A 22,608-nucleotide genomic window follows, 5' to 3' on the forward strand; every position below is an offset into this window, starting at 1 on the left:
CGTACGATCAAATCGCATCGTACGTTGTACGAGTCAATCGGGCGAAGTCGACATTCGTAGCTTTGTCGGCTTAAAACGACCTTCAGATCATTTAGGAAGGACGCATGGCAGCCAAAGGCGGCGGCGCTCAGGGTAAACGGCCTCAACGGCAAGCTGGGTCGGTCCCGTCCATGCAGCAGGCGGGCAGTGAACCGGCGCTATCGATCGAACGGATCGTGGCGACCGCGGTCGAATTGCTGGATGCCGAAGGTGTCGACGGATTGAAGATGCGCCGCCTGGCCGATCGCCTCGGCGCGGGCGCGATGAGCCTCTACTGGCACGTCGACAACAAAGAGGAAGTCTTTGATCTGGCGCTCGACGCAGTGCTCGAATATCGCGGGCCGCCGCAAAGGATCGAGGCTGCCGACTGGCGTGGTGCAATCTTTCACATGCTGGAGGACTGGCGCGCCAGCATGCTCCGCCATCCCTGGTCGGCATCGCTGCTGCCGCGCCGGGCACTCGGCCCGAACATCCTCAATCGTCTGGAACTGCTGGGCAGGATTCTATCCGGAGCCGGCGTCGCAGAGGCAGATTTGAACGGCGCGATATGGTCGCTCTGGAACTATGTGATCGGCGCGACCATCACCCGGGCGAATTTCGACCTTTCCGACGACGACATGGCCGCCGCGCAGCAGCGCCTTGCTCATCTCAGCGAAAAATATCCGACGATCGAGCGTGCTCGTCTGCTGCTGGATAATGATTGGGACGGCGCTTTCAGGAAAGGTCTGGATTTCCTGCTTGACGGGCTCGTGCCAAGACAATGAACCGGGCTCGGCCTTCCAGTTGATCAGCACTCTTGGTCCGAAGCTTTGACCATGATCCCGGTTTGATTGAGATTGCCCAGGACCGGCGCCGGCCATGACTTCGCTTCGCCCGACTGCCCGATGAAATGATCGAGGACTGAAGGTGTGAGGAGCCCTCACGATAACAGCGAGTAGACCCAGACGCCGATAGAACCCCAGAAGATCACCGGCGTCAGTATCATTCCTACAACGATAAATTTCGTCACGGCTATAAAACTCCGCAATTCCGCCCCGCCGCGAGAACCTATTGCAGCAACCAAGCGTTTGGTATCGGCACGAAGTCCGGGTCTGATCGGACCTTGGTCTCAGTTTTGCAGAGGCGCCAATTAAGGCCGGCCAGAAGCGTGCATGGCCGACGCCTGGGCTTATGACGGCATCAGAGCTGCGAACGAAACGTTCAGCCGTGCGATAAGGCGCTCTTTTCGGGCGTGGAATTCGAGGATCGAATGCAGCCGGCGGGTGAAATCGGCGGTATCGCCGTTTTCGTCAGCGATCGCTTTCAGGTCGATGAGAAGGCTGGTTGCTTTGTCGTAGCCGGAAGCGTTGCGGTGTTCGATCTCGACCTCGACCTCGCGCCAGACATGATCGCCCCGCTCTATGATGGCGTTCAGCCGGGCGGATGTCGTCGGCTGCAGCCACTTTTTCCCTTGGCGATACCCTGATCCACTGTTTCTTGCGGCGCCATATCCTCGGCCTATATTCGTTGAGAATATCGGTTGTGTTTCGTGAATCCGGCGGGATAGAATGGCAAACCACGAGAGGTGAGCAGTGCGATGAAACTGGGCTGGCAGCCACGGAAATGGCTCGAGAAAAAGACCAAGCGAGGTGTACGCAGCTATCCCATCGGTACGATCGCTTACTATGGTCCCGACAATCGCCGAGCCACGAAGGCGGCCGTCAGCATCATCCTGGCGCCGCATGCGGAGCCGGCCGACCTGCGCCGATGGTTTGCTGAAACCGGTGATCTCAGGACGGACGAAACCATTGTCGCTGAGATCGTGGCATTCCTGCGCGAGAATGACGTGAAATCAGTGGCGGCGATGGATGGGATCATCGGCTGCCCTCACGAAGAGGGAATCGACTATCCGCTTGGTGAGGACTGCCCGGCTTGCTCATATTGGAAGGGGCGAAACCGCTGGAGCGGCAAGCTCGAAGCGAGTTGAATTCCCGACGGCCTGTGCTCGATAAATCCGTTCAGCGCACCGCAGGCTGCCGTGCTCTGCCGCCCCTCGCCGCGGTTGACTATCCCCCGTCGCCGTGATTTTGCGTCTCGCATCATCAAGCGAGGACATCATGGCCGACGACATCATCATAAGGGACAGCAACGGAAGCCAGCTTCACGACGGCGATTCGGTGACGCTGATCAAAGACCTCAAGGTCAAGGGCACCTCGGAGACGCTGAAGCGTGGAACCCTGGTCAAGGGCATTCGCCTGACCGACAATCCCGGTGAGATCGAGTGCAACACCAAGCAGGTAAAAGGGCTCGTGCTCAGAACGGAATTTCTGAAGAAGGCATAGATTGCTCACCCCGGCGATCCCTGAGCGTCCTTTACGGCACTTCCTCGGTAATCACCTCGAAGCGAGAAAGTGTGGCCGGGCCGAATGCCGTCGACATGGCGACGTCGGTTGCGTCGCGGCCGGTCGCCATCAATATTCTGCCGATGCGCGGGGTGTTGTGGCGGGCATCGACCGTATGCCAGTGGCCGCCGAGAAAGACCTCGAACCAGGCGCTGAAATCCATGGGATTGGGATCGGCTGGAACGCCGATATCGCCGAGATAACCCGTGCAATATCTGGCAGGAATATTCATGCATCGGCAAAGCGCCATGGCGAGATGCGCAAAGTCGCGGCAGACGCCGCTCTTGTCGGTGAAGCCGCCATGCGCGGTTCTGAGAACGTCGGCCTTCTGATAATCGAAGGTGATGTGATTGTGGACGAAATCGCTGATTGCCTGCACGCGCGCCCAGCCGAGCGGTGTCGACGAGAAGGTTTCCCAGGCGAAATCCGAAAGCCTGTCGATGTCGCAGTAACGGCTGCCGAGCAGGAAGACGAGTACCTCGTCCGGCAGGTCCTTGATCGCGTGCTGTACGGCCTCGGTCGGCACGGTATCGGGTTGCCCTGTATCGTAGATCTCGAACTCGGTCGAAATCGTCGTCAGCCCCGGCGGAGCGACGATCCGGCTGCAGGCGTTGCCGAAACTGTCGGTATATTCCCAGGCGTCGATCGGCCGATCGAATGTCAGGACCTGCTCGCTCAGAAGATCGGCGCGACGCGAGGGGTGAATGTTGAGGACCAGCAGCATCGGAGTCGGCTGGATGCATTCATAGCCCAGATGAAACCCGGCGCGTATCTTCATTGCGGTTTCCTCGTCCTCCCCCTGCATGGGTGGAGGTGAGTATGGAACGCCGATCGCGCTGCCCGGTTCCGCCGACCGCGGCTATCGTCCGGCGCCGATCCAGCATCGCCGGCTGGCAATCGACCGCTACCCCTCATTGATCCATGGCTGCTGCGTGGTCACGTTGACCTGCACCGTCATGCTGTCGAAATCCGACCCGTTTCCGTCATAGCTGCCGCTCAAAGGAACTGCCTGGCGCGGATCACGGGCAACGGCCACGCGAATGAGATCGCGGTTGCCGACGATGCCGTTGGTCGGATCGAATTCCGCCCAACCGGCCCCGGGAAGATAGACCTGGCACCAGGCATGCGTGGCGCCGCCGCCGAGCACCGTGGAGCCGTCCCGATCGGGAACGTAAACATAGCCGCTGACGAAACGCGCTGCCAGGCCGAGCGTGCGGGCAGCCTCCATCATCAGAAGCGCGAAATCCCGGCACGTGCCGGAGCGAAGATGCAAGGTCTCAAGCGGTGCCTGCGTCCCGTGTTCGTGGCGCCGCGCATAAACGAAGCTTTCCCGAATGGCATAACAGAGCGTCATCAGCAGGTGCCCGGTCTCGGTCGGGTGCCCCAAGCGCACAAACCGGCGCGCCCAGCGGCCGATCTCATCGCCCGGATCGAGATAATGGCGCTGCATCGCCGGCGCGAGATCGGCGATTTCGTCCTTGTCGTAGGAGAAGGGATAGGTGAGCGCCGCCTCGTCGATTCGAATATCCGGGGCGAACTGGGGTGTATGGTCGAGCGTGATCCAGGTTTCGAAGCGAAGCTCGGCCGACGGCCGCGAAAAATCGACGAGCGCCACGCAATTGCCGAAAACATCATGGATCCAGCGCACATGACTTTGCTCCGGGTAGGTCGTCAGCGACGCCTCGATCAGCCGCTGGTCGAAACTGTCGCGCGGCCGGAACATCAGGCGATGCTCGCCGAAATCGACCTCCCTGCGGTATCGATAGGCCGTGATATGGCGGACCGTAAAAATCGTCATGGCCCGCCACCGGGTGATCTATTCACCTTACTGCTCCCAAGATGGCGACTCCGTCTTCTCATGAAGCGCCCTTCCCGCTTCCCCGCATATCCCGATTTCTTGTCATATAAGCAGGTTTGAAAGATTGCTATTGTACTTTGACCGATCGACGGCAGAGCCGTCCAACCTAAGAGGATACCATGCATATCATCTGGGACGTTCTGACGCTTCTGCTGACCATCGGTTCGCTCTATGGCGGTCGCGAATATCGGATTATTCGCGCCCGCGCTCGCGCTCAGAATTGGGGCAACTTTTGAACCCCATCCTGGCGGTCGCGGCCGGAATCTGTCGGTCGCGGTTACGTCGAATGACGCAAGGCCATACGCTTAAGGAAATGCTGTATTAGTCGGGGCGGTTTCCATCCGTCCATTCTCTCTGTTATGCCAAGCCCGCCTCACCCCAGGCGGGCTTTTTCATGCAAGCTTGGCCGCTCGGTGACGGCGCGCATTTCGCTGCTGCCCTTACTTCTTGGCACCGGCCGAAAGCACCCGATGCGTCGCGTTGTCCATTGCGTGGCTGGCCTCCTGTCCATCCTTCTTCAATCCGTACGCGGTATTGCCGCAGGCGGAAAGCGTGAGCAGGCAGAGGCAGGCAAAGGCGACAGCAGCTTTTGACATCGAGTTTTTCCCTGATAGAGGCGAACTCCCGGAAAAATGATGCAGTCGGCGCCAAAATCAATCCGCCGCATCAGGACATGAAAGCGGGCTCTAGCCGAAGAGTTTAAGCACCCGCGCCAAATCGGGGTACATTCTGGCGCCCATTCCACAATGGTCCAGCTTATGCCAGGTAAAAACTCCACGAAATGACGCATTGTTTGACATTGGCGAGAGCACCACCAGTAAGCGGTGTATATTTACTTCGAATCATAATACATCGGTGGTATTTATAATTTTACTTAAATATCGCACTTAACTACTTATTAACAATAATCTTGCGTCGACCGCACTTAGGCTTATTCTTTACTCAATAGGGGAGAGGAAAGAATGTTTAGCAAAAGCCTGATCATGCCTTTCGGCTTCGCAATGCTTGCTGTAGCCGGCCTGCTGTTCCAGCTGATGGCCTACCTGCTGGAGGCGCCGGTTACCCTGCTTCAGCCATAATCGACTAAGTTCCTCCAGGAGTGGAACTTTCTGCGGTTTCGTGCTTACTTGCGAGTCGGTTTACCAGGAGGGATTACCATGGAAGGCGTGGGTTGGATTGCAGCCATCATCATCGGCGGCATCGCCGGCTGGCTGGCGGAAAAAGTCATGAGCAGCAGCATGGGCGTGCTCATGAACATATTGCTTGGCATCGTCGGCGCGATCGTCGCCAACTGGATCCTCGGTCTTTTGCACATTCAACCGCTGGCCGGCTGGCTGGGTTACCTGATCACCGGCTTCGTCGGTGCCTGCCTTCTGATTTTCATCGGCCGCGCCATCCGCCGCTGACGGCCCGGATATAACTATTTAGACACGACTGGCCGGGCGCGCCTTGCGTCCGGCTTTTTCTGTTCCGAATTCCGTGTCAGCGGCGGCTCAGCAGGCCGAAAACATAGGCGATGCCCGCCGTCACCGCGAGCGCCATGATCGGTTCTTCGCGAACCTTGTCGCGCAGCCGTTCCGTCATCAGCGAAGCTTCGTCCGTAACCACCGACTTCGCGCCCTGTCCCAGCGACCGCACACTGTCCGTGAGTCTGGACAGATCTTCACGGAGTGCCGTGACCTGGGCCGACAGATCGTCTGCTGCGATATCCGCCTTGACGCGCGCAGCGGTGGATTCGGCGGAAGCGGTTTTCAAATCTGCCATGGTCTGCTCCTGTTTCATGGGATGCCGCTTCAACGAAATGGCGGCCCGAAAGGTTCCGCCGAAGCCGATCTTTTGTTTGCCGTCAACGCCTTGCGCCGCCACCGCCGCTCTGCGCAGCTTTTCGCGTGACAACCCTTCATTTCCTGTCGGGTTTGTTCTAAGGAACGTCGAATGTCTGCCCGCGCGCGGGTCAATGAATACTGCGAGGTTTGCGTTTCCATGTTCCATTTTCTGAGAAGAGCCGCTCAGACCTGGGTTGCCAAGCTGCTCCTGCTTCTCTTGGTCGCCTCCTTCGGCGTCTGGGGCGTATCACGCGAGCTGATATCAGGCGGCAACAGCACCACGGTCGTGACCGTCGGCGATCAGCGTGTCGATGTGAACGAATTCCACCTCGCCTATCAACGTCAGGTGGCAAGCCTCGGCCAGCAATTCGGCATGCGCCTCACGCCGGAACAGGCCCGCGCCTTCGGCGTCGAACAGCAGGTCCTCTCTCAGCTCATCGCGGGCGCTTCGCTCGACCAGCTCGCCGCAGACATGAATCTCGGCCTGTCCGAGGATCGCCTCGCCCAACTGATCGGCGATGATCCGGCGTTCAAGGCCGTTAACGGCCAGTTCGACCGCGACCTGTTCGTCTCGCGCCTGCGCAATGCCAACATCCGCCAGGACGATTACATCCAGGAGCGCAGCAAGGTCGCCGTCCGCAGCCAGATCGTCGATGCGGTTTCCAACGGCTTCACCGCGCCGAAGACGCTGGTCGACGCAATGAAGCTTTATGGCGGTGAAAGCCGCAGTGTCGATTATCTCTTGCTGACCAACGCCAATATCGAACCGATCAAGGCGCCGGCCGACGACGTGCTGGCCTCCTGGTTCGAGGGCGTCAAGCAGCGTTACCGCGCGCCGGAATATCGCAAGATCGCCTATCTGAAGCTGCAGCCGGCCGACATCGCCGATGCCGCGACGGTCACCGACGACCAGGTGCGCGAGGCATTCGACAAGGGCAAGGATAGCTACCGTACACCCGAAAGCCGCACCATCGAGCAGCTGACCTTCACCAGCAAGGATCTTGCCAACGCCGCCGAAACCGCGCTGAAGAGCGGTACCAGCTTCGATCAGCTGGTCTCCGACCAGGGCAAGACGGCAAGCGACGTGCTGCTCGGCGAATTCACCAAGGACAAGGTTCCCGATCAGGCCGTTGCCGAAGCCGCCTTTGCGGTTTCCAAGGATGGTGGCACGACGCCGGTTGTCGACGGTTCCTTTGGTCCCGTCATCCTGCGCATCACCAACATCAAGGCGGAAACGGTGAAGAATTTCGACGAGGTGAAGGAGGAGATCCGCAAGCAGCTGGCCCTTTCCAATGCCTCTCAGGAAGTGATCAACGTTCACGACCAGATCGAGGATCTGCGCGCCGGCGGCGCCACGCTTGAAGATATCGCCAGCCAGCTGAAGCTCAACGCCGTCACCATCGACGCCGTCGACGCGACCGGTGCCGACAAGGACGGCAAGGAGGTCAAGGATATCCCCGTCAAGCAGCAGCTGCTCGGCGAAGCGTTCAAGACCGAGGTCGGCGTCGATGCGCCGCCGCTTCCGATCGGCAATGACGGCTATGTCTGGTTCAATGTCCGCGAAATCACGCCGGACCGTGACCGCCCGATCGCCGAAGTGCGCGAGAAAGCCGTCGAGGACTGGACGGCGGAGCAGCAGAAGGCCGAACTCGCCAAAAAGGCCGACGAATTGAAGGCCCAGGCGCAAAAGGGCACCGCCCTTGCCGACATTGCGACGCCACTCGGCATCGCCGTCGAAAGCAAGAGCGGCATCACCCGCTCCACCGACGATCCGGTTCTGGGCCGCGCCGGCGTCAAGGCCGCCTTCTCCGGCCCTCTCGACACGGTGGCGAGCGCTGTCGGCGCCGATCCCTCGACCCAGATCCTGATGAAGGTCACCGAGGTCAACAGCCAGCCGACCGGCGACGTGCTGAACAACCGCGATGCCCAGCTCACCGCCCTGGCCAACGCCGCCGGCGATGATATCCTCGATCAGATGGTCAACCTGCTGCAGACGCAGTACGGCGCTGAAGTCAACCAGACGCTCGCCGAACAGACGGCGGCCCGCTAGAACAGGATGATTTTAGGCCAGGTCGGCTTAAAATCTGAATCCCGTTCCGAATTCAACAGTTAGAGCATGATGTCCGCCGAAGGTCGCTCACAGTTTTCGGCGTCATGCTCTGGGAGGTTTTATGTCCGATCTGAAACCGTTCCTGGCCAAGGCCGCAAGCCGCGAGCCGCTGACGCGTGACGAGGCGCGCGCCGCCTTCGACATCCTGATGTCGGGCCAGGCCACACCTTCGCAGATCGGCGGCTTCCTGATGGCGCTGCGCGTGCGCGGCGAAAGCGTCGACGAGATCGTCGGCGCCGTCACCACCATGCGGTCGAAAATGCTGACCGTCGAGGCGCCGGCCGATGCCATCGACATCGTCGGCACCGGCGGCGACGCCAGCGGCACCTACAATATTTCGACGCTGGCGGCGCTGATCGTTGCCGGCGCCGGTGTGCCGGTGGCAAAGCACGGCAACCGGGCGCTGAGTTCGAAATCCGGTGCGGCGGATAATCTGTCGGCCCTTGGCGTCAATATCGATGTCGGTCCCGAGATCATTTCCCGCTGCATTGCGGAGGCTAGCGTCGGCTTCATGTTCGCGCAGCTTCATCATGCCGCCATGCGCCATGTCGGCCCGTCCCGCGTCGAACTCGGCACCCGCACGATCTTCAACCTTCTGGGGCCGCTCTCCAATCCGGCCGGTGTGCGCCGCCAGCTGCTTGGTGTCTTTTCGCCGCAGTGGCTGGTGCCGCTGGCCGAAGTCATGCGCGACCTCGGATCCGAATGCGTCTGGGTGGTCCATGGCGACGGTCTCGACGAGATCACCACAACCGGCATCACCAAGGTTGCAGCCCTCGAAGACGGCAAGATCCGCACCTTCGAACTGTCGCCGGCCGACTTCGGCGTCAGCCCCTGCGTGCTCGCCGATATCAAGGGCGGCGATGGTATCGCCAATGCCGCAGCACTTCGCGAGGTTCTTAGCGGCGCGAAAAATGCCTACCGCGATGTCTCTCTGGCCAATGCCGCCGCCTCGCTTGTCATCGCGGGCAAGGTCGAAACGATCCGCGACGGCATGACCCTTGCCGCGCATTCGCTCGATAGCGGCGCCACGGCGCTCGCTCTCGACAAACTCATCGCCGTTTCCAACGATATCGATTAGGATTGCCGGATGAGCGATATCCTGAAGAAGATCGAACTCTACAAGCGCGAGGAAATCGCTGCCGCCAAGGCGACGGTGTCGCTGGCTGACCTGAAGGCGATGCAGGCCGGGCAGTCGGCGCCGCGCGGTTTTTACCAGGCGCTTACGGCCAAGCGTGAGGCTGGCCATTTTGGGCTGATCGCCGAGATCAAGAAGGCAAGCCCGTCCAAGGGCCTCATCCGTCCGGATTTCGATCCGCCGGCGCTGGCAAAGGCCTACGAAGCCGGCGGCGCAGCCTGCCTTTCCGTGCTCACCGATACGCCGAGCTTTCAGGGTGCGCCGGAATTCCTGACGGCGGCACGGGCCGCCTGCGCCCTGCCCGCTTTGCGCAAGGACTTCATGTTCGAGACCTATCAGGTCCATGAGGCCCGCGCCTGGGGCGCCGATTGCATTCTGCTGATCATGGCGTCGCTCACCGATGACGAGGCGGAGCGTCTGCAGGACGAAGCTTTTTCGCTTGGTATGGATGTTCTGGTCGAGGTTCACGACGCGCCGGAAATGGAACGCGCGCTGAAGCTCTCTTCACCGCTTATCGGCATCAACAACCGCAACCTCAGGACTTTCGAAGTCAGCCTGACCGTCAGCGAGACGCTTGCCTCCCTGGTTCCTGATGATCGGTTCCTCGTCGGCGAAAGCGGCATCTTCACCCATGCAGATTGCAAGCGCCTGCAGGCCGCCGGCATCAATAGCTTCCTGGTCGGCGAAAGCCTGATGCGCAAGGACGACGTGACGGCCGCCACCCGCGCGCTGCTCATTGGCGAAGCGGCAATCGCGGCCGAATAAGATGAGCGGCGGAAAGCCCGGCCTCACCCATATCGACGCGTCAGGCGAGGCGCATATGGTCGATGTTTCCGATAAGGCCGAGACGGTGCGCGCCGCCACCGCCGAAGGCCATGTGAAAATGGCGCCGGAAACGCTCGCGCTGATTCGCCAGGGCAATGCCAAGAAGGGCGATGTGATCGGCACGGCCCGGCTTGCCGGCATCATGGCCGCCAAACAGACCGCCAATCTGATCCCGCTCTGCCATCCTCTGATGCTGACGAAGGTCACCGTCGAGATCGCGGAAGATGCGACCTTGCCCGGTCTGCGCGTCACGGCAACCGCCAAGCTGACCGGCAAGACCGGCGTTGAGATGGAGGCGCTGACCGCCGTCTCCGTCGCATGTCTGACGATCTACGATATGGCCAAGGCCGCCGACAAGGCAATGGAGATCGGCGGCATTAGGCTGCTCGAAAAATCCGGCGGAAAATCCGGCGATTTCCGTCATCCGGAGGCGAGATGAACCTTCTCCCCGTCACCGAGGCGCAAAACCGCCTGCTCTCTCGGGCTAAGCCGGTCGCAGAATCCGAAACGCTGCCGCTCGCCGAAGCAGAGGGCCGGGTCCTGGCCGTCGATCTGACGGCGGGCCTGACGCAGCCACCATTCAATGCGTCGGCGATGGACGGCTATGCGCTGCGCCGTGACGACGCGCCGGAGCCGGGTGCTGTGCTGAAGGTCATCGGCACCTCGGCCGCCGGCCACGGCTTCGAGGGAACCGTCAGCCACGGCGAAGCCGTCCGCATCTTCACCGGCGCGCCGGTTCCGCAAGGCGCCGACAGCGTCCTGCTGCAGGAGGATGCGGAGAAGATCGAAGGCGGCATCCGAACCAATTTTCCCGTGCGGCAGGGACAGCATATCCGTCCCCGTGGCCAGGATTTTGTCGAAGGCGAAGCCGTGCTTTCTGCCGGAACGGTGATCGATTTCTCGCGGCTGACGGTCGCAGCCGGCATGAACCGGCCCGACGTCGAGGTGCTCCGGCGCCCGCTGATCGCCATCCTGGCGACCGGCGACGAATTGCTGCCGCCGGGAAGCACACCCGGCCATTCGCAAATCATCGCGTCCAACACCTTCGGTATCGCAGCCCTTGCCCGCAAAGCCGGCGCCGATGTGCTCGACCTCGGCATCGTCCCGGATGACAAGGCCAGGATCACCGCGGCGATCGACACGGCGCGGGGAGCCAAGGTCGATGTCATCGTCACGCTCGGTGGCGCCTCGGTCGGCGATCACGATCTGGTGCAGCCGACGCTGATCGAGGCCGGCATGCAGCTGGATTTCTGGCGCATTGCCATGCGTCCCGGCAAACCGCTGATGGTCGGCAGCTTCGGTGAGACCCATGTGCTCGGCCTGCCCGGCAATCCGGTCTCGAGCCTCGTCTGTTCGCTGCTCTTCCTGGAACCGCTGATCCGCAAGCTCGCCTCCCTGCCGCCGGCACGGCGCGAGGCGACGATGGAGGCAGCCGTCCCGCTGCGCGCCAATGACCATCGGCAAGACTATATCAGGGCAAAACTGTCGAAGTCCGCCGCCGGGACTTGGCTCGCCGAACCCTTCGACAAGCAGGACTCGTCGATGATGAAAACCTTCGCCCGTTCGGACTGCCTTATCATCCGCCCACCGCATGCACCGGAATTGCCCGCTGGAGCACCCTGCCCGGTCATGCTGTTGCGGCCGGACCTTCTGGCTTAATTGCGTCTTTAAGCATCGCGGAAAGCGAAAAGACGCCCGCCTGCACCGCCTTGGCAGCCGATCCCGCCCCGAAATCCGCAACCCCATGGGTTGCGATTCGCGTAAGTTCCCCATGCGGCAGATGTGCGCGCTCGGGATCGCCGATCAACATCTCGATACCGGCTGCCTGGCAGCGCCGCAGGAAGGCCATTACCCGTAAAGCAAGTGAGGGATCGTAGAACAGGTCGCCCACCAAAAGGAGATCGATCTCCTCCGGCGGCGGCTCGTCGATGATATCGGCGGCGACCGCAACGATGCTCACACCGTTCACCGCCGCGTTGAGGCCGATCGCGGCAATGGCATTGGCATCGACATCAATCGCCGTCACGGCGGCAGCGCCGGCCTTCGCCGCCGCGATGGCGACGAGCCCGGAGCCCGCGCCGAGATCGAAGACACGGCGGCCGATAACCTTTTCCGGCCGATCGAGCAGGTGGCGGGCAAGCACGGCGCCGCCAGCCCAGGGATAGGCCCAGTAAGGCGGCGGATCGGCTTCTTCGCGGCCGGCAAGCCGCCAGAGCCCGCTCGCAGGCCCTGCCGTATGCAGCAGAATCTCGGGAATGGCCGGAACGGGTGAGATCGACAGATTGGCCTGGATGAAGGCCGCCGGATCGGGATGCGGCATGCCGGAGCTTTTCATCGTCATCCTCCCGATCCCATTTAGGCACAAGCAGTAGAAAATTGTCGCCCTAGGAGATCGCCGCCTGCCCCTCATCCGGCTGCCGCCACCTTCTCCCCGCGAGCGGGGCGAAGGGACATGCCGCACCGGCTTTCCGTACCCTCGACGTTGCGTTTGGCACGTCCCCTCTCCCCGTTTTTACGGGGAGAGGGTTAGGGTGAGGGGCAGCTTCGCCACCCGGCTGCCGGCGAAATCAGCCGGGCTTCTTCTTCGAAAACTTGCTTTTCGCCCCGGCGCCGCCCTTGCCCTCGTATTTCGGGCGTTCAGATTTGGCGCCTTCGAATTTCGGCTTGTCATATCTCGGCTTATCGCCTTTCGGGCCATCGAAGCCGGGCTTGCCTGGTTTCTTGCTCCAGGGCTTGCTGTCCCGCTTCTCCCCGCCGGCATTCTCAACCGCGGCATATCCGCCGCCCGGGCCTTTGCCGAACTTATTCTTCGGCCGCTCATCGCGGAAGCCCTCGCCCGGCCGTTCGTCGCGCGACGACTTGCCGGCATAGGGCTTCTGTGCCGCCGCGCGGCTGAAATCCGGTGTGCCGGAAAGCCTCGTGACGCGGATGCCGCGTTCGAGCGTCTTGTTTGGCCCCAGCGCTTCCTGGAAACCGTCGGCGCTTGCCGTGGCAATCTCGACATAGGTTTCCTCGGGCTGCATCTTGATCGCGCCGATCTCGCGCTTCGTCACGTTGCCGTTGCGGCAAAGCATCGGGATCAGCCAGCGCGGCTCGGCATTCTGCTTGCGCCCGACCGAGACGGAGAACCACACGCTGGGGCCGAAATCCTCGCGCGGTCCCTTTTGTGCCGGCGCGTATGGCTCGGCATTGTCGCGGCGCTTGCGGCTGCGCTCATCCTGCACGGTGACCTCGATCAGGTCCTCCGGCGCCGAATGATTGGTGCGGTAGAGACGCAGGAAGGCGGCGGCGAGCTTCTCGGCGCCGTGGCTGGAAAGCAGCTGCTGCACCAGCCCCTGTTCTTCTTCCTGCGGCGCTTCGCTGAAGATCGGATCGGCGAGCAGCCGCTCGTCGTCGCGCTCATTCACCTCTTCGGCCGACGGCGGCCGTGCCCAGGCTGCGGAAATGCCGGCATTCTCCAGCAGGCGTTCGGCCTTGCGCCGTGCATTCAGCGGCACGATCATGGCGCTGATGCCTTTGCGCCCGGCCCGGCCGGTCCGGCCGCTGCGGTGCAGCAGCGTTTCCGGATTGGTCGGCAGGTCGGCGTGGATAACCAGATCGAGGCCCGGCAGATCGATGCCGCGGGCGGCGACATCGGTTGCGATGCAGACGCGGGCGCGCCCGTCGCGCATCGCCTGCAGCGCATGGCTGCGTTCGTTCTGCGTCAGCTCGCCGGAGAGCGCCACCACAGCGAAATTGCGGTTGTTGAAACGCGCGGTCAGATGGTTGACGGCGGCGCGCGTCGAACAGAAGACGATGGCATTGGTCGCCTCGTAATAACGCAGCACGTTGATGATCGCGTTCTCGCGGTCGCTCGGGGCCACCATCAGCGCGCGATATTCGATGTCGATATGCTGCTTTTCCTCGGCGGCGGTGCTGATGCGCACGGCGTCGCGCTGGTAGCTCTTGGCAAGCTTGGCGATCGCCGCCGGCACGGTTGCCGAAAACATCAGCGTCCGGCGTTCGTCCGGCGCTGAGTCGAGAATGAATTCCAGATCTTCGCGGAAGCCGAGATCGAGCATCTCGTCGGCCTCGTCGAGCACGGCGGCCTTCAGTTCCGACATGTCGAGCGCGTTGCGGCGGATATGATCGCAGAGCCGGCCCGGCGTGCCGACGACGATATGGGCGCCGCGTTCGAGCGCCCGGCGCTCGCTGCGGATGTCCATGCCGCCGACGCAGCTGGCGATCACCGCGCCGGTCATCTCATAGAGCCATTCGAGCTCGCGTTTCACCTGCAGGGCAAGTTCACGCGTCGGCGCGATGACGAGGGCGAGCGGGGCGCCGGCATTGCCGAAGCGTTCCCTGCCCTCGAGCAGCGTCGGCGCCAGCGCCAGCCCGAAGGCGACGGTCTTGCCGGAACCGGTCTGGGCGGAAACCAGAGCGTCGGATGCGGCAAGATCAGGATCGAGCATCGACTTCTGCACCGGGGTGAGTTCGGCGTAACCGCGCTTCTGCAACGCCTTGGCGATCGCCGGAACGACGCCGTTGAATTCTGTCATGAGTTCGATCTTTCGGAGCTGTCAGGCGCGAAATGCGCCATGGCCGGAGCCAGCCGGCGGGATATTTGCGCCGTTCCTAGCCGCTCCCGCAGCGATTGTCAAAGCGTGCGGCTGCGCCACAGCCAGGCGTCGATATGGCTTGCCCGGCCGCGCAGCTCCGTTTCCAGCGGACCATCCATCCGCCCGGCCCGCAGCAGCACGCTGTCGGGGCCTGCGGCACGGACGATTTCGGCGCTCAGCGCCAGCTCGACGCCGTTGCGGGCGGCGACCTCCATCAGCCGGGCGCCGACATTCACGGTGTCGCCCGCCGCCGTGATCTGCTGCCGGTCGCCGGTGCCGAGCCGCGAGGCGACGATCGGGCCGCAATGGGCGCCGACCTTGAAGCCGATCTTCTTCTCGGCAAAGCCCGCATGCGCGCCAAGCCAGGTCCGCGTACGCTCGCAGAGGCTGACCGCGCAGGCGACGGCGCGGGCGGCATCGTCATCGGCCGGCTCCGGCAGGCCGAACAGGATCATTGCCCCGTCGCCCATGAAGCTGGTGATGGCGCCGCCGTGAGAGCGGGCCTCCTCGTCGATGATTTCGAAGAAACCGCTGAGCACTTCGCTGACCTTGACCGGCCCGAGCGTTTCGCTGAGGCCCGTGAAGCCTGAGAGATCGATGAAGATGACGGCAGCGTTCTGACGCACCGGCGTGGCAAGGAAATTCGGATGGCGCGCCAGCCATTCGCCAAGGCCGGGAGCCTCGATACGCTGCAGCAGCGCGCTCTGCTCGGCGAAATGGCGGGCGCGGCCGCGGTCGAGCCAGAGTTCGGCCGCACCGAGCATCAACGCCGGCGGAAGCGCCGCCGCGATCGGCAGCGCCGCACTCAGCCAATAGCCATGGGCGAAGGCCGACAGATTGAGCATGGCCCAGACCACCAGCACCAGCACCATGATGAGATAGCCCGCAGCACTCCGCCGCCAAGCCACCAGCGAAACGAGCAGGAGCGCCAGGCCGATGGCCGTGCCGGCATCGATCAGCCTCATCCTGTGGTCGCGCACCATGCCGTCGCCGGTGACGAGATGGGTGATTGCCGTCGACATCACCTCGACGCCGGGCATGACGGGATCGAACGGCGTCGGGAAGACGTCGCCGCCGCCGGTGACCGTCGAACCGATGACGACAATACGGCCTGCCACAGTCGCCGCCGGCAGCTTGCCGTCAAGCGCATCGGCGGCGCTGAACGTGGCGATGCTGCCGCGTCCGCCATAGAAGGTCACCGGCAGGCGTTGACCGATATCCGTCGGAATACGCAGCGCTCCGAGCATGACGGCACCGCGCTCGATACGGGGATCGGCGCCCAGCGCGACGGAGGCGGCACGCAGCGGAAAAGCCGGATCCAGCCGGTCGGCGCTGCGCGAAATCAGCGGAATGAACCGCGGCGTGCCGGTCCGATCGGTTGCGACATTGACGATGCCGACGGCGGAGGCCTCGGCAAAGCGCGGGAGCGGCAGCAGAAGCTGGTTTGCCTCGGGTATGGCGGCCAACGGATCCTCGGCGGCGTCGGTGACCCGCTGCCTGCTTTGCGCAAAGGTGGCCGCCCCCGCGATGACGGTTGGCCCCTGGCGCAAGGCGGCGGTCAGCGCCGCATCACCCTCCTCCGCCCCGGGATCGACCAGCAGAATGTCGAGCGCCAGGGCTTTCGGCTTACCCGCATTGATCGCGCCGACAAGACGGGCAAGCGTGGCCCGGTCGAGCGGATAGCCGTGGGCGGCGGCGGTGCGGTCATCGATCGCGACGATCGAGACGACGGGCGGCGGCTCTCTTGCCCCAACGACGAGGCTGCGGATATCAGCAAGCGTCGCCTCCATCCGGTCGAGAAGGCCGACCTCGCCGTTGAGATTGAGATAACCGAGCGCCGCGCCCCAGAGACCGGCGAACAGCAGCGCGATCACGGTCAGCAGACGATGGCTCATGATATTTACTGGCCGAGGCGGGCAAGAAGGGCAGCGACGCGTGCCGCAGGCCAGCGGCGCACGACAAGAGGTTCGGTTGAGCTGGACACATCGACGCCCTCGCCTGGCGACAGCACCACCGGCTCGCCGGCCGGCCGACGGACGGCAACGCTGCCGCTGACCACCAGCACCGAGGTCTTGCCGCCTGCGACGTCGACAGCCCACTGCGTGCCACGGACGGCAGCAATCGCCTGCGGCGTTACCACCTGGAAGCCACCTGTGTGCTGACTGCTGTCGACATCCACGAGAATGGCCTTGCGCCGTAGCGACGCCGAATCGGGACTGCCGTCACGGTTGCGGTCGGTGAGGCGGAAAGACGCCCCGGCTTCTGCCGTCACCTTGACGCCGCCGGGGCAGCTCAGCACCTGACGGGCGCCGGCGTCACGCGATATCGCGCAGCCCACAGACTGCGCTAAGGCCGCCTCATACGGAATGAGGCCGGCAGCCAGCGCGGCGACAAACAGGTTGCGAAGCGTCGTATGCATGGAAAGCCCCCGTGACCGGGCGGAGCAGCTTTTGCGAAAGCGCCCGCCAACCGTCTTCTTCCATATCGGGCATGATAGCCGAATTCCGATATTTCCCTAGGCGAAAAGTACACCGCTGAGACCGCCGGCGAATTCTCAGACACCGCTTCTCATCTGCGGCGCCGGCCCGGCATAACGCGCGCGCGGGCGGATCAACTCTCCGCTCTCGATCTGCTCCATCGCATGAGCGAGCCAGCCGGTGGAACGGGCAAGCGAAAAAATGATGATCGGCGCCTCTCGAGGCAGATCGAACGCGGCCGCCATGGCGGCAAGCGCGAAATCGACATTGACCTTCTCGCCGACCATCTCCTCGCCCCTTTCCCGAAGCTCGGTAAATTGCGGCGGCAGGGAAAAATGCGAAAGCAGCGCCAAAGCCCTGATATCGCCATCGGGATAGAGCGGATGGCCGAAGGCAGAAAGGTGATTGCCCTGGACAAGCGAGCGGCGGATCGCCTGCTCCGCGCCAAGCGCCGAAGATGACTGGATCAAGGCGTCGACGCCTTGCCAGGCAGCGCCGTGCAGCGGCCCCGTTAGTGTCGCCAGACCGGAGAGCACCGCAGCCGACAGTGCGGCACCCGCCGAGGCGGTGACCCGCGCCGCAAATGCCGACGCGTTGAGTTCGTGATCGGCAAGCAATACCAGGGCGCGGCGCAGGCAATCGGCGGCATCCGGCCGCTTCCAGCTCGCCGCCAGCCGCAGATGCAGCGGCTGGTCTGAGGGCCCCGGCGCCACCGCATCGGCGATGGTCGAGAGAACGCCGTGCGCCTCGCGCCGCAGGGCGGCTTGCGAACGGCCGAGCGATGGCAGATCCGCCATCACCCGCCCGGCCAGCGCCAGGAACGCAGCCTGAAGCGACGGCGGGCCATTTCCGGCTACCGTGCCCGAGAACAGCGTTTCCGTGCCGTTCCAGAGCAGTGCCGCCGTCTGCTCCAGCGTCGCTGCCTCGGCGAAATCGGCGGCATCCCGTCCGCGATAGAACAGCCGTCCTGCGATGATGGTGGAGATCGCCGAGGAGAGAACCGGGTCGCCCCAGCGGATCGTCTCGGCAGCAACCGTTTCGGCCTTGCGGCGGCCGGCATGGCGTTCGGCCAGTCGCTGCACGTCGGCAGCCTGGTAGAGGCTGCGGCGCGGGTCGGCGGGATCGGGCTTGGCGCGGATGCGCCCGCGGCTGACATTGGCGTAAAGCGTCTGCGGCTTGGTCTTCAGCGCCTGCAGCGCCTCCTCGGCGGTCAGCCACGGCATCGGAGCCTCATATTGATCAATTGCATCAAGATTGACGTCAATGAGACTAGGTCGGATCATCCTTATCGTAAAGGAGAAACAACATGAAAAATGGCTTGGAAGACGTCATTGCCGCCGAAACGCAGCTCTCGGATGTCGATGGCGAAGCGGGGCGGCTGATCATTCGCGGCGTTTCGCTGGATCATCTCGTCGCGGAGGGGACCTATGAGGGCGTTGCCGCCCTGTTGCTTGATGGCCTGATGGAGCGGAGCGTCGATGAAGTGGAATTGCGCAGCTGGCTGGCGAAAGCGCGAACGAAGACCTTCGTCCATGTCCAGGCCGCCGACGCTGCCCTGCTGGCACTGCCGCCGGTCGATGCGATGCGGGCACTGATCGCACGGCTGCCGGACGGAGAGGATTTCGACACCGCGCTCGGCCTTCTGGCAGCGCCTGCAGTCTTCCTGCCTGCATTGCTGCGGCTGCAGCGCGGCCAAAAGCCGATCGCGCCCGACGCCGCGCTGTCGCAGGCGGCCGATATCCTGCGCATGCTGACCGGAAAAATGCCGAGCAAGGAGCAGGTGGCGGCGCTCGATACATATCTCGTGACGATCTCAGACCACGGCCTCAACGCCTCGACCTTCGCATCGCGGGTCATCGCCTCGACCCAGGCCGGCCTCACCTCTTCGGTGCTGGCGGCGCTGAGCGCGCTGAAGGGGCCGCTGCATGGCGGCGCGCCCGGGCCTGTCCTCGACATGCTGGATGCAGTGGGAACGGCGGAGAATGCTTGCCGTTGGCTGGCCGAAGCGCTCGATCGCGGCGAAAGGCTGATGGGCTTCGGCCACCGCATCTACCGCGTGCGCGATCCACGCGCCGATGCCCTGAAAGGCGCGCTGAAGCCGCTGATCACGTCAGGACAGGTGGACAGCGCCCGCGGCGCGCTCGCCGAAGCCGTCGAGGCCGCCGCGTTGGCGATCTTGAAGGCGCGCAAGCCGGACCGGCCGCTCGACGTCAATGTCGAATTCTACACCGCCTTGCTGCTCGAAGCCCTCGGCTTCCCGCGGGAAGCCTTTACCGGCGTCTTTGCGATCGGTCGAACGGTTGGATGGCTGGCGCATGCCCGTGAACAGGCGCTCGACGGCCGGCTGATCCGCCCCCGTTCGGTCTATGTAGGACCGCTTCCGGCCGCAGCCTGACGCTTGGATTCGGCGGCGGGGCATGTCTTGGATCGGCCGCCAATCTCAACCACCGACGAAAGTGGCAAGTTTGCCGAGCGTCAAGCGGCAACCTTCTTCATTGTCTTCAAGCCGAATGCCGGCTGGAATGTTCTCGCAGACGATCGTCACGTCGGTGCCGCCGTCAGCAGGCGACAAGATCGTGCTGACGGTCATCTCGCCTGAAAATCCCTCGTCCTCGGAATCGAATACGGTCGCCCAGACGATCCGTTCGTCAGGCACAAGTCTGGCAAAACGGCCCTCGAATCTGTCGGTCTTGTCAGAGGTTTTTCCCGGCTGTGAGGCCTCGTCGTCGGGGTAGACGAGCGACATGCTGAAGGCACCGCCTTCCCGGCCTTCGAAGGCGTGGACAATGCCTATCATCGAACCGGGGGGAAGCCATGTAGCGACGGCTTCCGCATCGAGAAAGGCACTGTAGATGCGCTCGCGCGGCGCGGCGATGAAGCGTGAGACGGTCGTGCTGCGGGCTGCCATGCCGCCAACATAGCGCAAACATGGCCATTATCCAGATCGCGCGAAGGCGGCGCGATCTGGTATGCGCATTCGTCAGACGAGGCGGCTCTGTTCCGTTGCCGCTTCGATGAAGCTGGCAAACAGCGGATGCGGGTCAAGCGGGCGGCTCTTCAGTTCTGGATGATACTGCACGCCGATGAACCAGGGGTGATCGGGATATTCGATCGTCTCCGGCAGAACGCCGTCCGGCGACATGCCGGAGAAGACGAGGCCGCAACTCTCGAGGCGGTCCTTGTAGTCGACATTGACCTCATAGCGGTGGCGATGACGCTCGGAAATATCGGTCGAACCGTAGATTTCCGAGATTTTCGTGCCCTTCTTCAGCGCCGCCTTGTAGGCGCCGAGGCGCATCGTGCCGCCGAGATCGCCGGCCGCGGTGCGCTTCTGCAGTTCGTTGCCCTTGACCCATTCGGTCATCAGGCCGACCACCGGTTCCTTCGTCGGGCCGAATTCGGTCGACGAAGCGGCGTGTACGTCGGCGAGATTGCGCGCCGCCTCGATGACGGCCATCTGCATGCCGAAGCAGATGCCGAAATACGGCACCTTGCGCTCGCGGGCGAAGCGCGCAGCGTGGATCTTGCCTTCCGAACCACGTTCGCCGAAGCCACCCGGCACGAGGATGCCATGCACCTTTTCGAGATAAGGTGCCGGATCTTCCTTCTCGAAGACCTCGGACTCGATCCATTCGAGCTTGACCTTGACGCGATTGGCGATGCCGCCGTGATGCAGGGCCTCGATCAGCGACTTATAGGCATCCTTAAGGCCGGTATATTTGCCGACGATCGCGATCGTCACCTCGCCTTCCGGCGTCCGGATGCGATTGCAGACCTCTTCCCACTGGTCAAGGCGCGGCTTCGGCGCCGGCTCGATGCCGAAGGCGGCAAGCACTTCGTCGTCGAGGCCTTCCTTGTGGTAGGCCATCGGCACGTCGTAGATATTGGCGACATCGAGCGCCTGGATGACGGCGGACGGGCGCACATTGCAGAACAGCGACAGCTTGCGGCGTTCGGCTTCCGGGATTTCGCGATCGGCGCGCACCAGCAGGATATCGGGATGAATACCGAGCGCCTGCAGTTCCTTCACCGAGTGCTGGGTCGGCTTGGTCTTCAGTTCGCCGGCCGCCGGAATATAGGGCATCAGCGTCAGATGGACGTAGACGGCGGTGCCGCGCGGCAGGTCGTTGCCGAGCTGGCGGATCGCCTCCATGAAGGGCATCGCCTCGATGTCGCCGACCGTGCCGCCGATCTCGCAGATGACGAAGTCGTAGTCCTTATTGCCCTCGGTGACGAAATCTTTGATCTCGTTGGTGACGTGCGGGATGACCTGCACCGTCGCGCCGAGGTAGTCGCCGCGCCGTTCCTTGTCGATGATGTTCTTGTAGATGCGGCCGGTGGTGATGTTGTCGGTCTTGGTTGCCGAACGCCCTGTGAAGCGCTCGTAGTGGCCGAGATCGAGATCGGTTTCCGCGCCGTCGTCGGTGACGAAGACCTCGCCGTGCTGGGTCGGGCTCATCGTGCCCGGATCCACGTTCAGATAGGGGTCGAGCTTGCGAAGCCGGACTCGATAACCACGAGCCTGCAGCAAGGCTCCGAGAGCAGCGGCCGCGATTCCTTTTCCGAGGGAGGAAACCACGCCGCCTGTGATGAATACGTATCGCGCCATGGGATTCACCGGATACCTTTTCAAAAACGATTCCACCAGCCCAAAAATTCTTTTCCAGAACTTTCGAAGCCTGACGCGGGAATCTGAACAAAAGAAAACCGGCAGACCCGAGGGCCTGCCGGCGGTTTATGTCGAAGACCGGTTTACTGTCCCGTCGGGACGCCGGAGGGCTGAGCCGGCGCCGGCGCGGCAGGAGCTGCGGGCGTTGCCGGGGCAGTCGTTGCCGGAGCGCTTGCTGCCGGCGCATCCGTTGAAGGCGCGCTGGCCACCGGGGCCTGGGCTGCCGGAGCCTGCGGAACAGGTGCGGCGGCGCCGCTGCTCGGAACGCCGTTGCCGGCCGGCTGGTTGGCCGGAGCCTGTGCGCCGCCGAGCGAATCGAGGATACCGTTGCCCTGGCCGCTCGTGGCCGGGATGCGGTCGAGAATATCGCCCGGACGGCCCTCGTAACGCGTCAGTATGCCGAGGCCGAGCGACGTCAGGAAGAACAGCGTGGCAAGGATCGCGGTCGTGCGCGTCAGCGCATTGGCCGTGCCGCGGGCCGACATGAAGCCCGAACCGCCGCCGATGCCGAGGCCGCCGCCTTCCGAGCGCTGGATGAGCACGACGCCGACGAGGGCGAGCACGATCATGAGATGGATGACAATCAATACTGTCTGCATGGGTCCAGTCCTGCCCGCCGGAAGACGGACATAATTAAAAATTCTGGCGGCTCTTTACATGAGGCGTTCGTCTATTCCAAGCCCTTCGGCC

Annotated in this window: 23 protein-coding genes; 11 read left to right on the forward strand and 12 right to left on the reverse strand. The window is 63.2% G+C overall.

The window, feature by feature from the left end; genetic code table 11:
* The first annotated feature begins 104 nt into the window (after positions 1–104).
* The 4 genes from N2597_RS09465 to N2597_RS09480 all read left to right on the forward strand — a co-directional run bounded on the left by N2597_RS09465 (position 105) and on the right by N2597_RS09480 (position 2,360).
* Positions 105–803, forward strand: a complete 699-nt coding sequence (locus N2597_RS09465) for a TetR/AcrR family transcriptional regulator (protein ID WP_077993621.1) — start codon at positions 105–107, stop codon at positions 801–803.
* 485 nt (positions 804–1,288) lie between these two features.
* Positions 1,289–1,504: a hypothetical protein gene (locus tag N2597_RS09470; RefSeq protein ID WP_164519036.1), complete on the forward strand. Its 216-nt coding sequence runs from the start codon at positions 1,289–1,291 to the stop codon at positions 1,502–1,504.
* 111 nt (positions 1,505–1,615) lie between these two features.
* The gene (locus N2597_RS09475; protein ID WP_009993553.1) at positions 1,616–2,005 is read left to right on the forward strand and encodes a hypothetical protein; all 390 of its coding nucleotides are present in this window, start codon (positions 1,616–1,618) and stop codon (positions 2,003–2,005) included.
* 130 nt (positions 2,006–2,135) lie between these two features.
* The gene (locus N2597_RS09480; RefSeq protein ID WP_038688999.1) at positions 2,136–2,360 is read left to right on the forward strand and encodes an alkylphosphonate utilization protein; all 225 of its coding nucleotides are present in this window, start codon (positions 2,136–2,138) and stop codon (positions 2,358–2,360) included.
* A gap of 31 nt (positions 2,361–2,391) precedes the next feature.
* On the opposite strand, the gene N2597_RS09485 is transcribed toward N2597_RS09480, so the two are convergent.
* From N2597_RS09485 to N2597_RS09495, 3 genes are all read right to left on the reverse strand, one after another.
* Complete coding sequence (locus N2597_RS09485; RefSeq protein ID WP_077993618.1) at positions 2,392–3,198, reverse strand: transglutaminase-like domain-containing protein; 807 nt, start codon at positions 3,196–3,198, stop codon at positions 2,392–2,394.
* A 126-nt stretch (positions 3,199–3,324) separates the two neighbouring features.
* Complete coding sequence (locus N2597_RS09490; protein WP_183597760.1) at positions 3,325–4,218, reverse strand: transglutaminase family protein; 894 nt, start codon at positions 4,216–4,218, stop codon at positions 3,325–3,327.
* Between the two features lie 500 nt (positions 4,219–4,718).
* Entirely contained in the window at positions 4,719–4,874 is a 156-nt protein-coding gene (locus tag N2597_RS09495; RefSeq protein ID WP_009995299.1) for a hypothetical protein, read from the reverse strand.
* Positions 4,875–5,435: 561 nt separating this feature from the next.
* Between N2597_RS09495 and N2597_RS09500 the strand changes: the two genes are divergently transcribed.
* Positions 5,436–5,684 carry a GlsB/YeaQ/YmgE family stress response membrane protein gene (locus tag N2597_RS09500; protein ID WP_038689007.1) on the forward strand — a complete coding sequence of 83 codons (249 nt, stop codon included), beginning with the start codon at positions 5,436–5,438 and terminating at the stop codon, positions 5,682–5,684.
* Between the two features lie 76 nt (positions 5,685–5,760).
* On the opposite strand, the gene N2597_RS09505 is transcribed toward N2597_RS09500, so the two are convergent.
* Complete coding sequence (locus N2597_RS09505; RefSeq protein ID WP_038692554.1) at positions 5,761–6,042, reverse strand: hypothetical protein; 282 nt, start codon at positions 6,040–6,042, stop codon at positions 5,761–5,763.
* A 219-nt stretch (positions 6,043–6,261) separates the two neighbouring features.
* On the opposite strand from N2597_RS09505, the gene N2597_RS09510 reads away from it, so the two are divergent.
* The 5 genes from N2597_RS09510 (at position 6,262) to N2597_RS09530 (ending at position 11,833) form a co-directional block, all read left to right on the forward strand.
* Positions 6,262–8,154, forward strand: coding sequence for a peptidylprolyl isomerase (locus N2597_RS09510; protein WP_183597768.1), 1,893 nt, complete (start codon positions 6,262–6,264; stop codon positions 8,152–8,154).
* Between the two features lie 121 nt (positions 8,155–8,275).
* A complete protein-coding gene (trpD, locus tag N2597_RS09515; protein WP_077993616.1) occupies positions 8,276–9,292 on the forward strand; it encodes an anthranilate phosphoribosyltransferase in 1,017 nt (338 codons plus the stop codon).
* Positions 9,293–9,301: 9 nt separating this feature from the next.
* Positions 9,302–10,114: an indole-3-glycerol phosphate synthase TrpC gene (gene trpC / locus N2597_RS09520; RefSeq protein WP_077993614.1), complete on the forward strand. Its 813-nt coding sequence runs from the start codon at positions 9,302–9,304 to the stop codon at positions 10,112–10,114.
* A gap of 1 nt (position 10,115) precedes the next feature.
* Positions 10,116–10,613 carry a cyclic pyranopterin monophosphate synthase MoaC gene (gene moaC / locus N2597_RS09525; protein ID WP_096764609.1) on the forward strand — a complete coding sequence of 166 codons (498 nt, stop codon included), beginning with the start codon at positions 10,116–10,118 and terminating at the stop codon, positions 10,611–10,613.
* On the forward strand, positions 10,610–11,833 hold the full coding sequence (locus N2597_RS09530; RefSeq protein WP_077993610.1) for a molybdopterin molybdotransferase MoeA: 1,224 nt from the start codon (positions 10,610–10,612) through the stop codon (positions 11,831–11,833). The genes moaC and N2597_RS09530 overlap by 4 nt, the downstream gene beginning before the upstream one ends.
* On the opposite strand, the gene N2597_RS09535 is transcribed toward N2597_RS09530, so the two are convergent.
* The 5 genes from N2597_RS09535 to N2597_RS09555 form a co-directional block, all read right to left on the reverse strand.
* The gene (locus N2597_RS09535; RefSeq protein ID WP_009992086.1) at positions 11,802–12,509 is read right to left on the reverse strand and encodes a class I SAM-dependent methyltransferase; all 708 of its coding nucleotides are present in this window, start codon (positions 12,507–12,509) and stop codon (positions 11,802–11,804) included. The genes N2597_RS09530 and N2597_RS09535 overlap by 32 nt on opposite strands.
* 232 nt (positions 12,510–12,741) lie before the next feature.
* On the reverse strand, positions 12,742–14,712 hold the full coding sequence (locus N2597_RS09540; protein WP_183597758.1) for a DEAD/DEAH box helicase: 1,971 nt from the start codon (positions 14,710–14,712) through the stop codon (positions 12,742–12,744).
* A 98-nt stretch (positions 14,713–14,810) separates the two neighbouring features.
* On the reverse strand, positions 14,811–16,667 hold the full coding sequence (locus tag N2597_RS09545) for a CHASE2 domain-containing protein (RefSeq protein WP_183597756.1): 1,857 nt from the start codon (positions 16,665–16,667) through the stop codon (positions 14,811–14,813).
* A gap of 5 nt (positions 16,668–16,672) precedes the next feature.
* Entirely contained in the window at positions 16,673–17,191 is a 519-nt protein-coding gene (locus tag N2597_RS09550; protein WP_106796212.1) for a FecR domain-containing protein, read from the reverse strand.
* A gap of 135 nt (positions 17,192–17,326) precedes the next feature.
* Complete coding sequence (locus tag N2597_RS09555) at positions 17,327–18,472, reverse strand: citrate synthase (RefSeq protein WP_183597754.1); 1,146 nt, start codon at positions 18,470–18,472, stop codon at positions 17,327–17,329.
* An 83-nt stretch (positions 18,473–18,555) separates the two neighbouring features.
* Here N2597_RS09555 and N2597_RS09560 point away from each other — a divergent pair, with 83 nt between their 5' ends.
* Positions 18,556–19,644, forward strand: a complete 1,089-nt coding sequence (locus N2597_RS09560; protein WP_183597752.1) for a citrate synthase/methylcitrate synthase — start codon at positions 18,556–18,558, stop codon at positions 19,642–19,644.
* 45 nt (positions 19,645–19,689) lie between these two features.
* On the opposite strand, the gene N2597_RS09565 is transcribed toward N2597_RS09560, so the two are convergent.
* From N2597_RS09565 to secG, 3 genes are all read right to left on the reverse strand, one after another.
* A complete protein-coding gene (locus tag N2597_RS09565; RefSeq protein ID WP_106796234.1) occupies positions 19,690–20,157 on the reverse strand; it encodes an SRPBCC family protein in 468 nt (155 codons plus the stop codon).
* A 72-nt stretch (positions 20,158–20,229) separates the two neighbouring features.
* The gene (locus N2597_RS09570) at positions 20,230–21,858 is read right to left on the reverse strand and encodes a CTP synthase (RefSeq protein WP_183597750.1); all 1,629 of its coding nucleotides are present in this window, start codon (positions 21,856–21,858) and stop codon (positions 20,230–20,232) included.
* A gap of 143 nt (positions 21,859–22,001) precedes the next feature.
* Entirely contained in the window at positions 22,002–22,517 is a 516-nt protein-coding gene (gene secG, locus N2597_RS09575; protein WP_183597748.1) for a preprotein translocase subunit SecG, read from the reverse strand.
* Positions 22,518–22,608: the final 91 nt, after the last annotated feature.

Source organism: Rhizobium sophoriradicis (assembly GCF_025200795.1).
Classification (GTDB): Bacteria; Pseudomonadota; Alphaproteobacteria; order Rhizobiales; family Rhizobiaceae; genus Rhizobium; species Rhizobium sophoriradicis.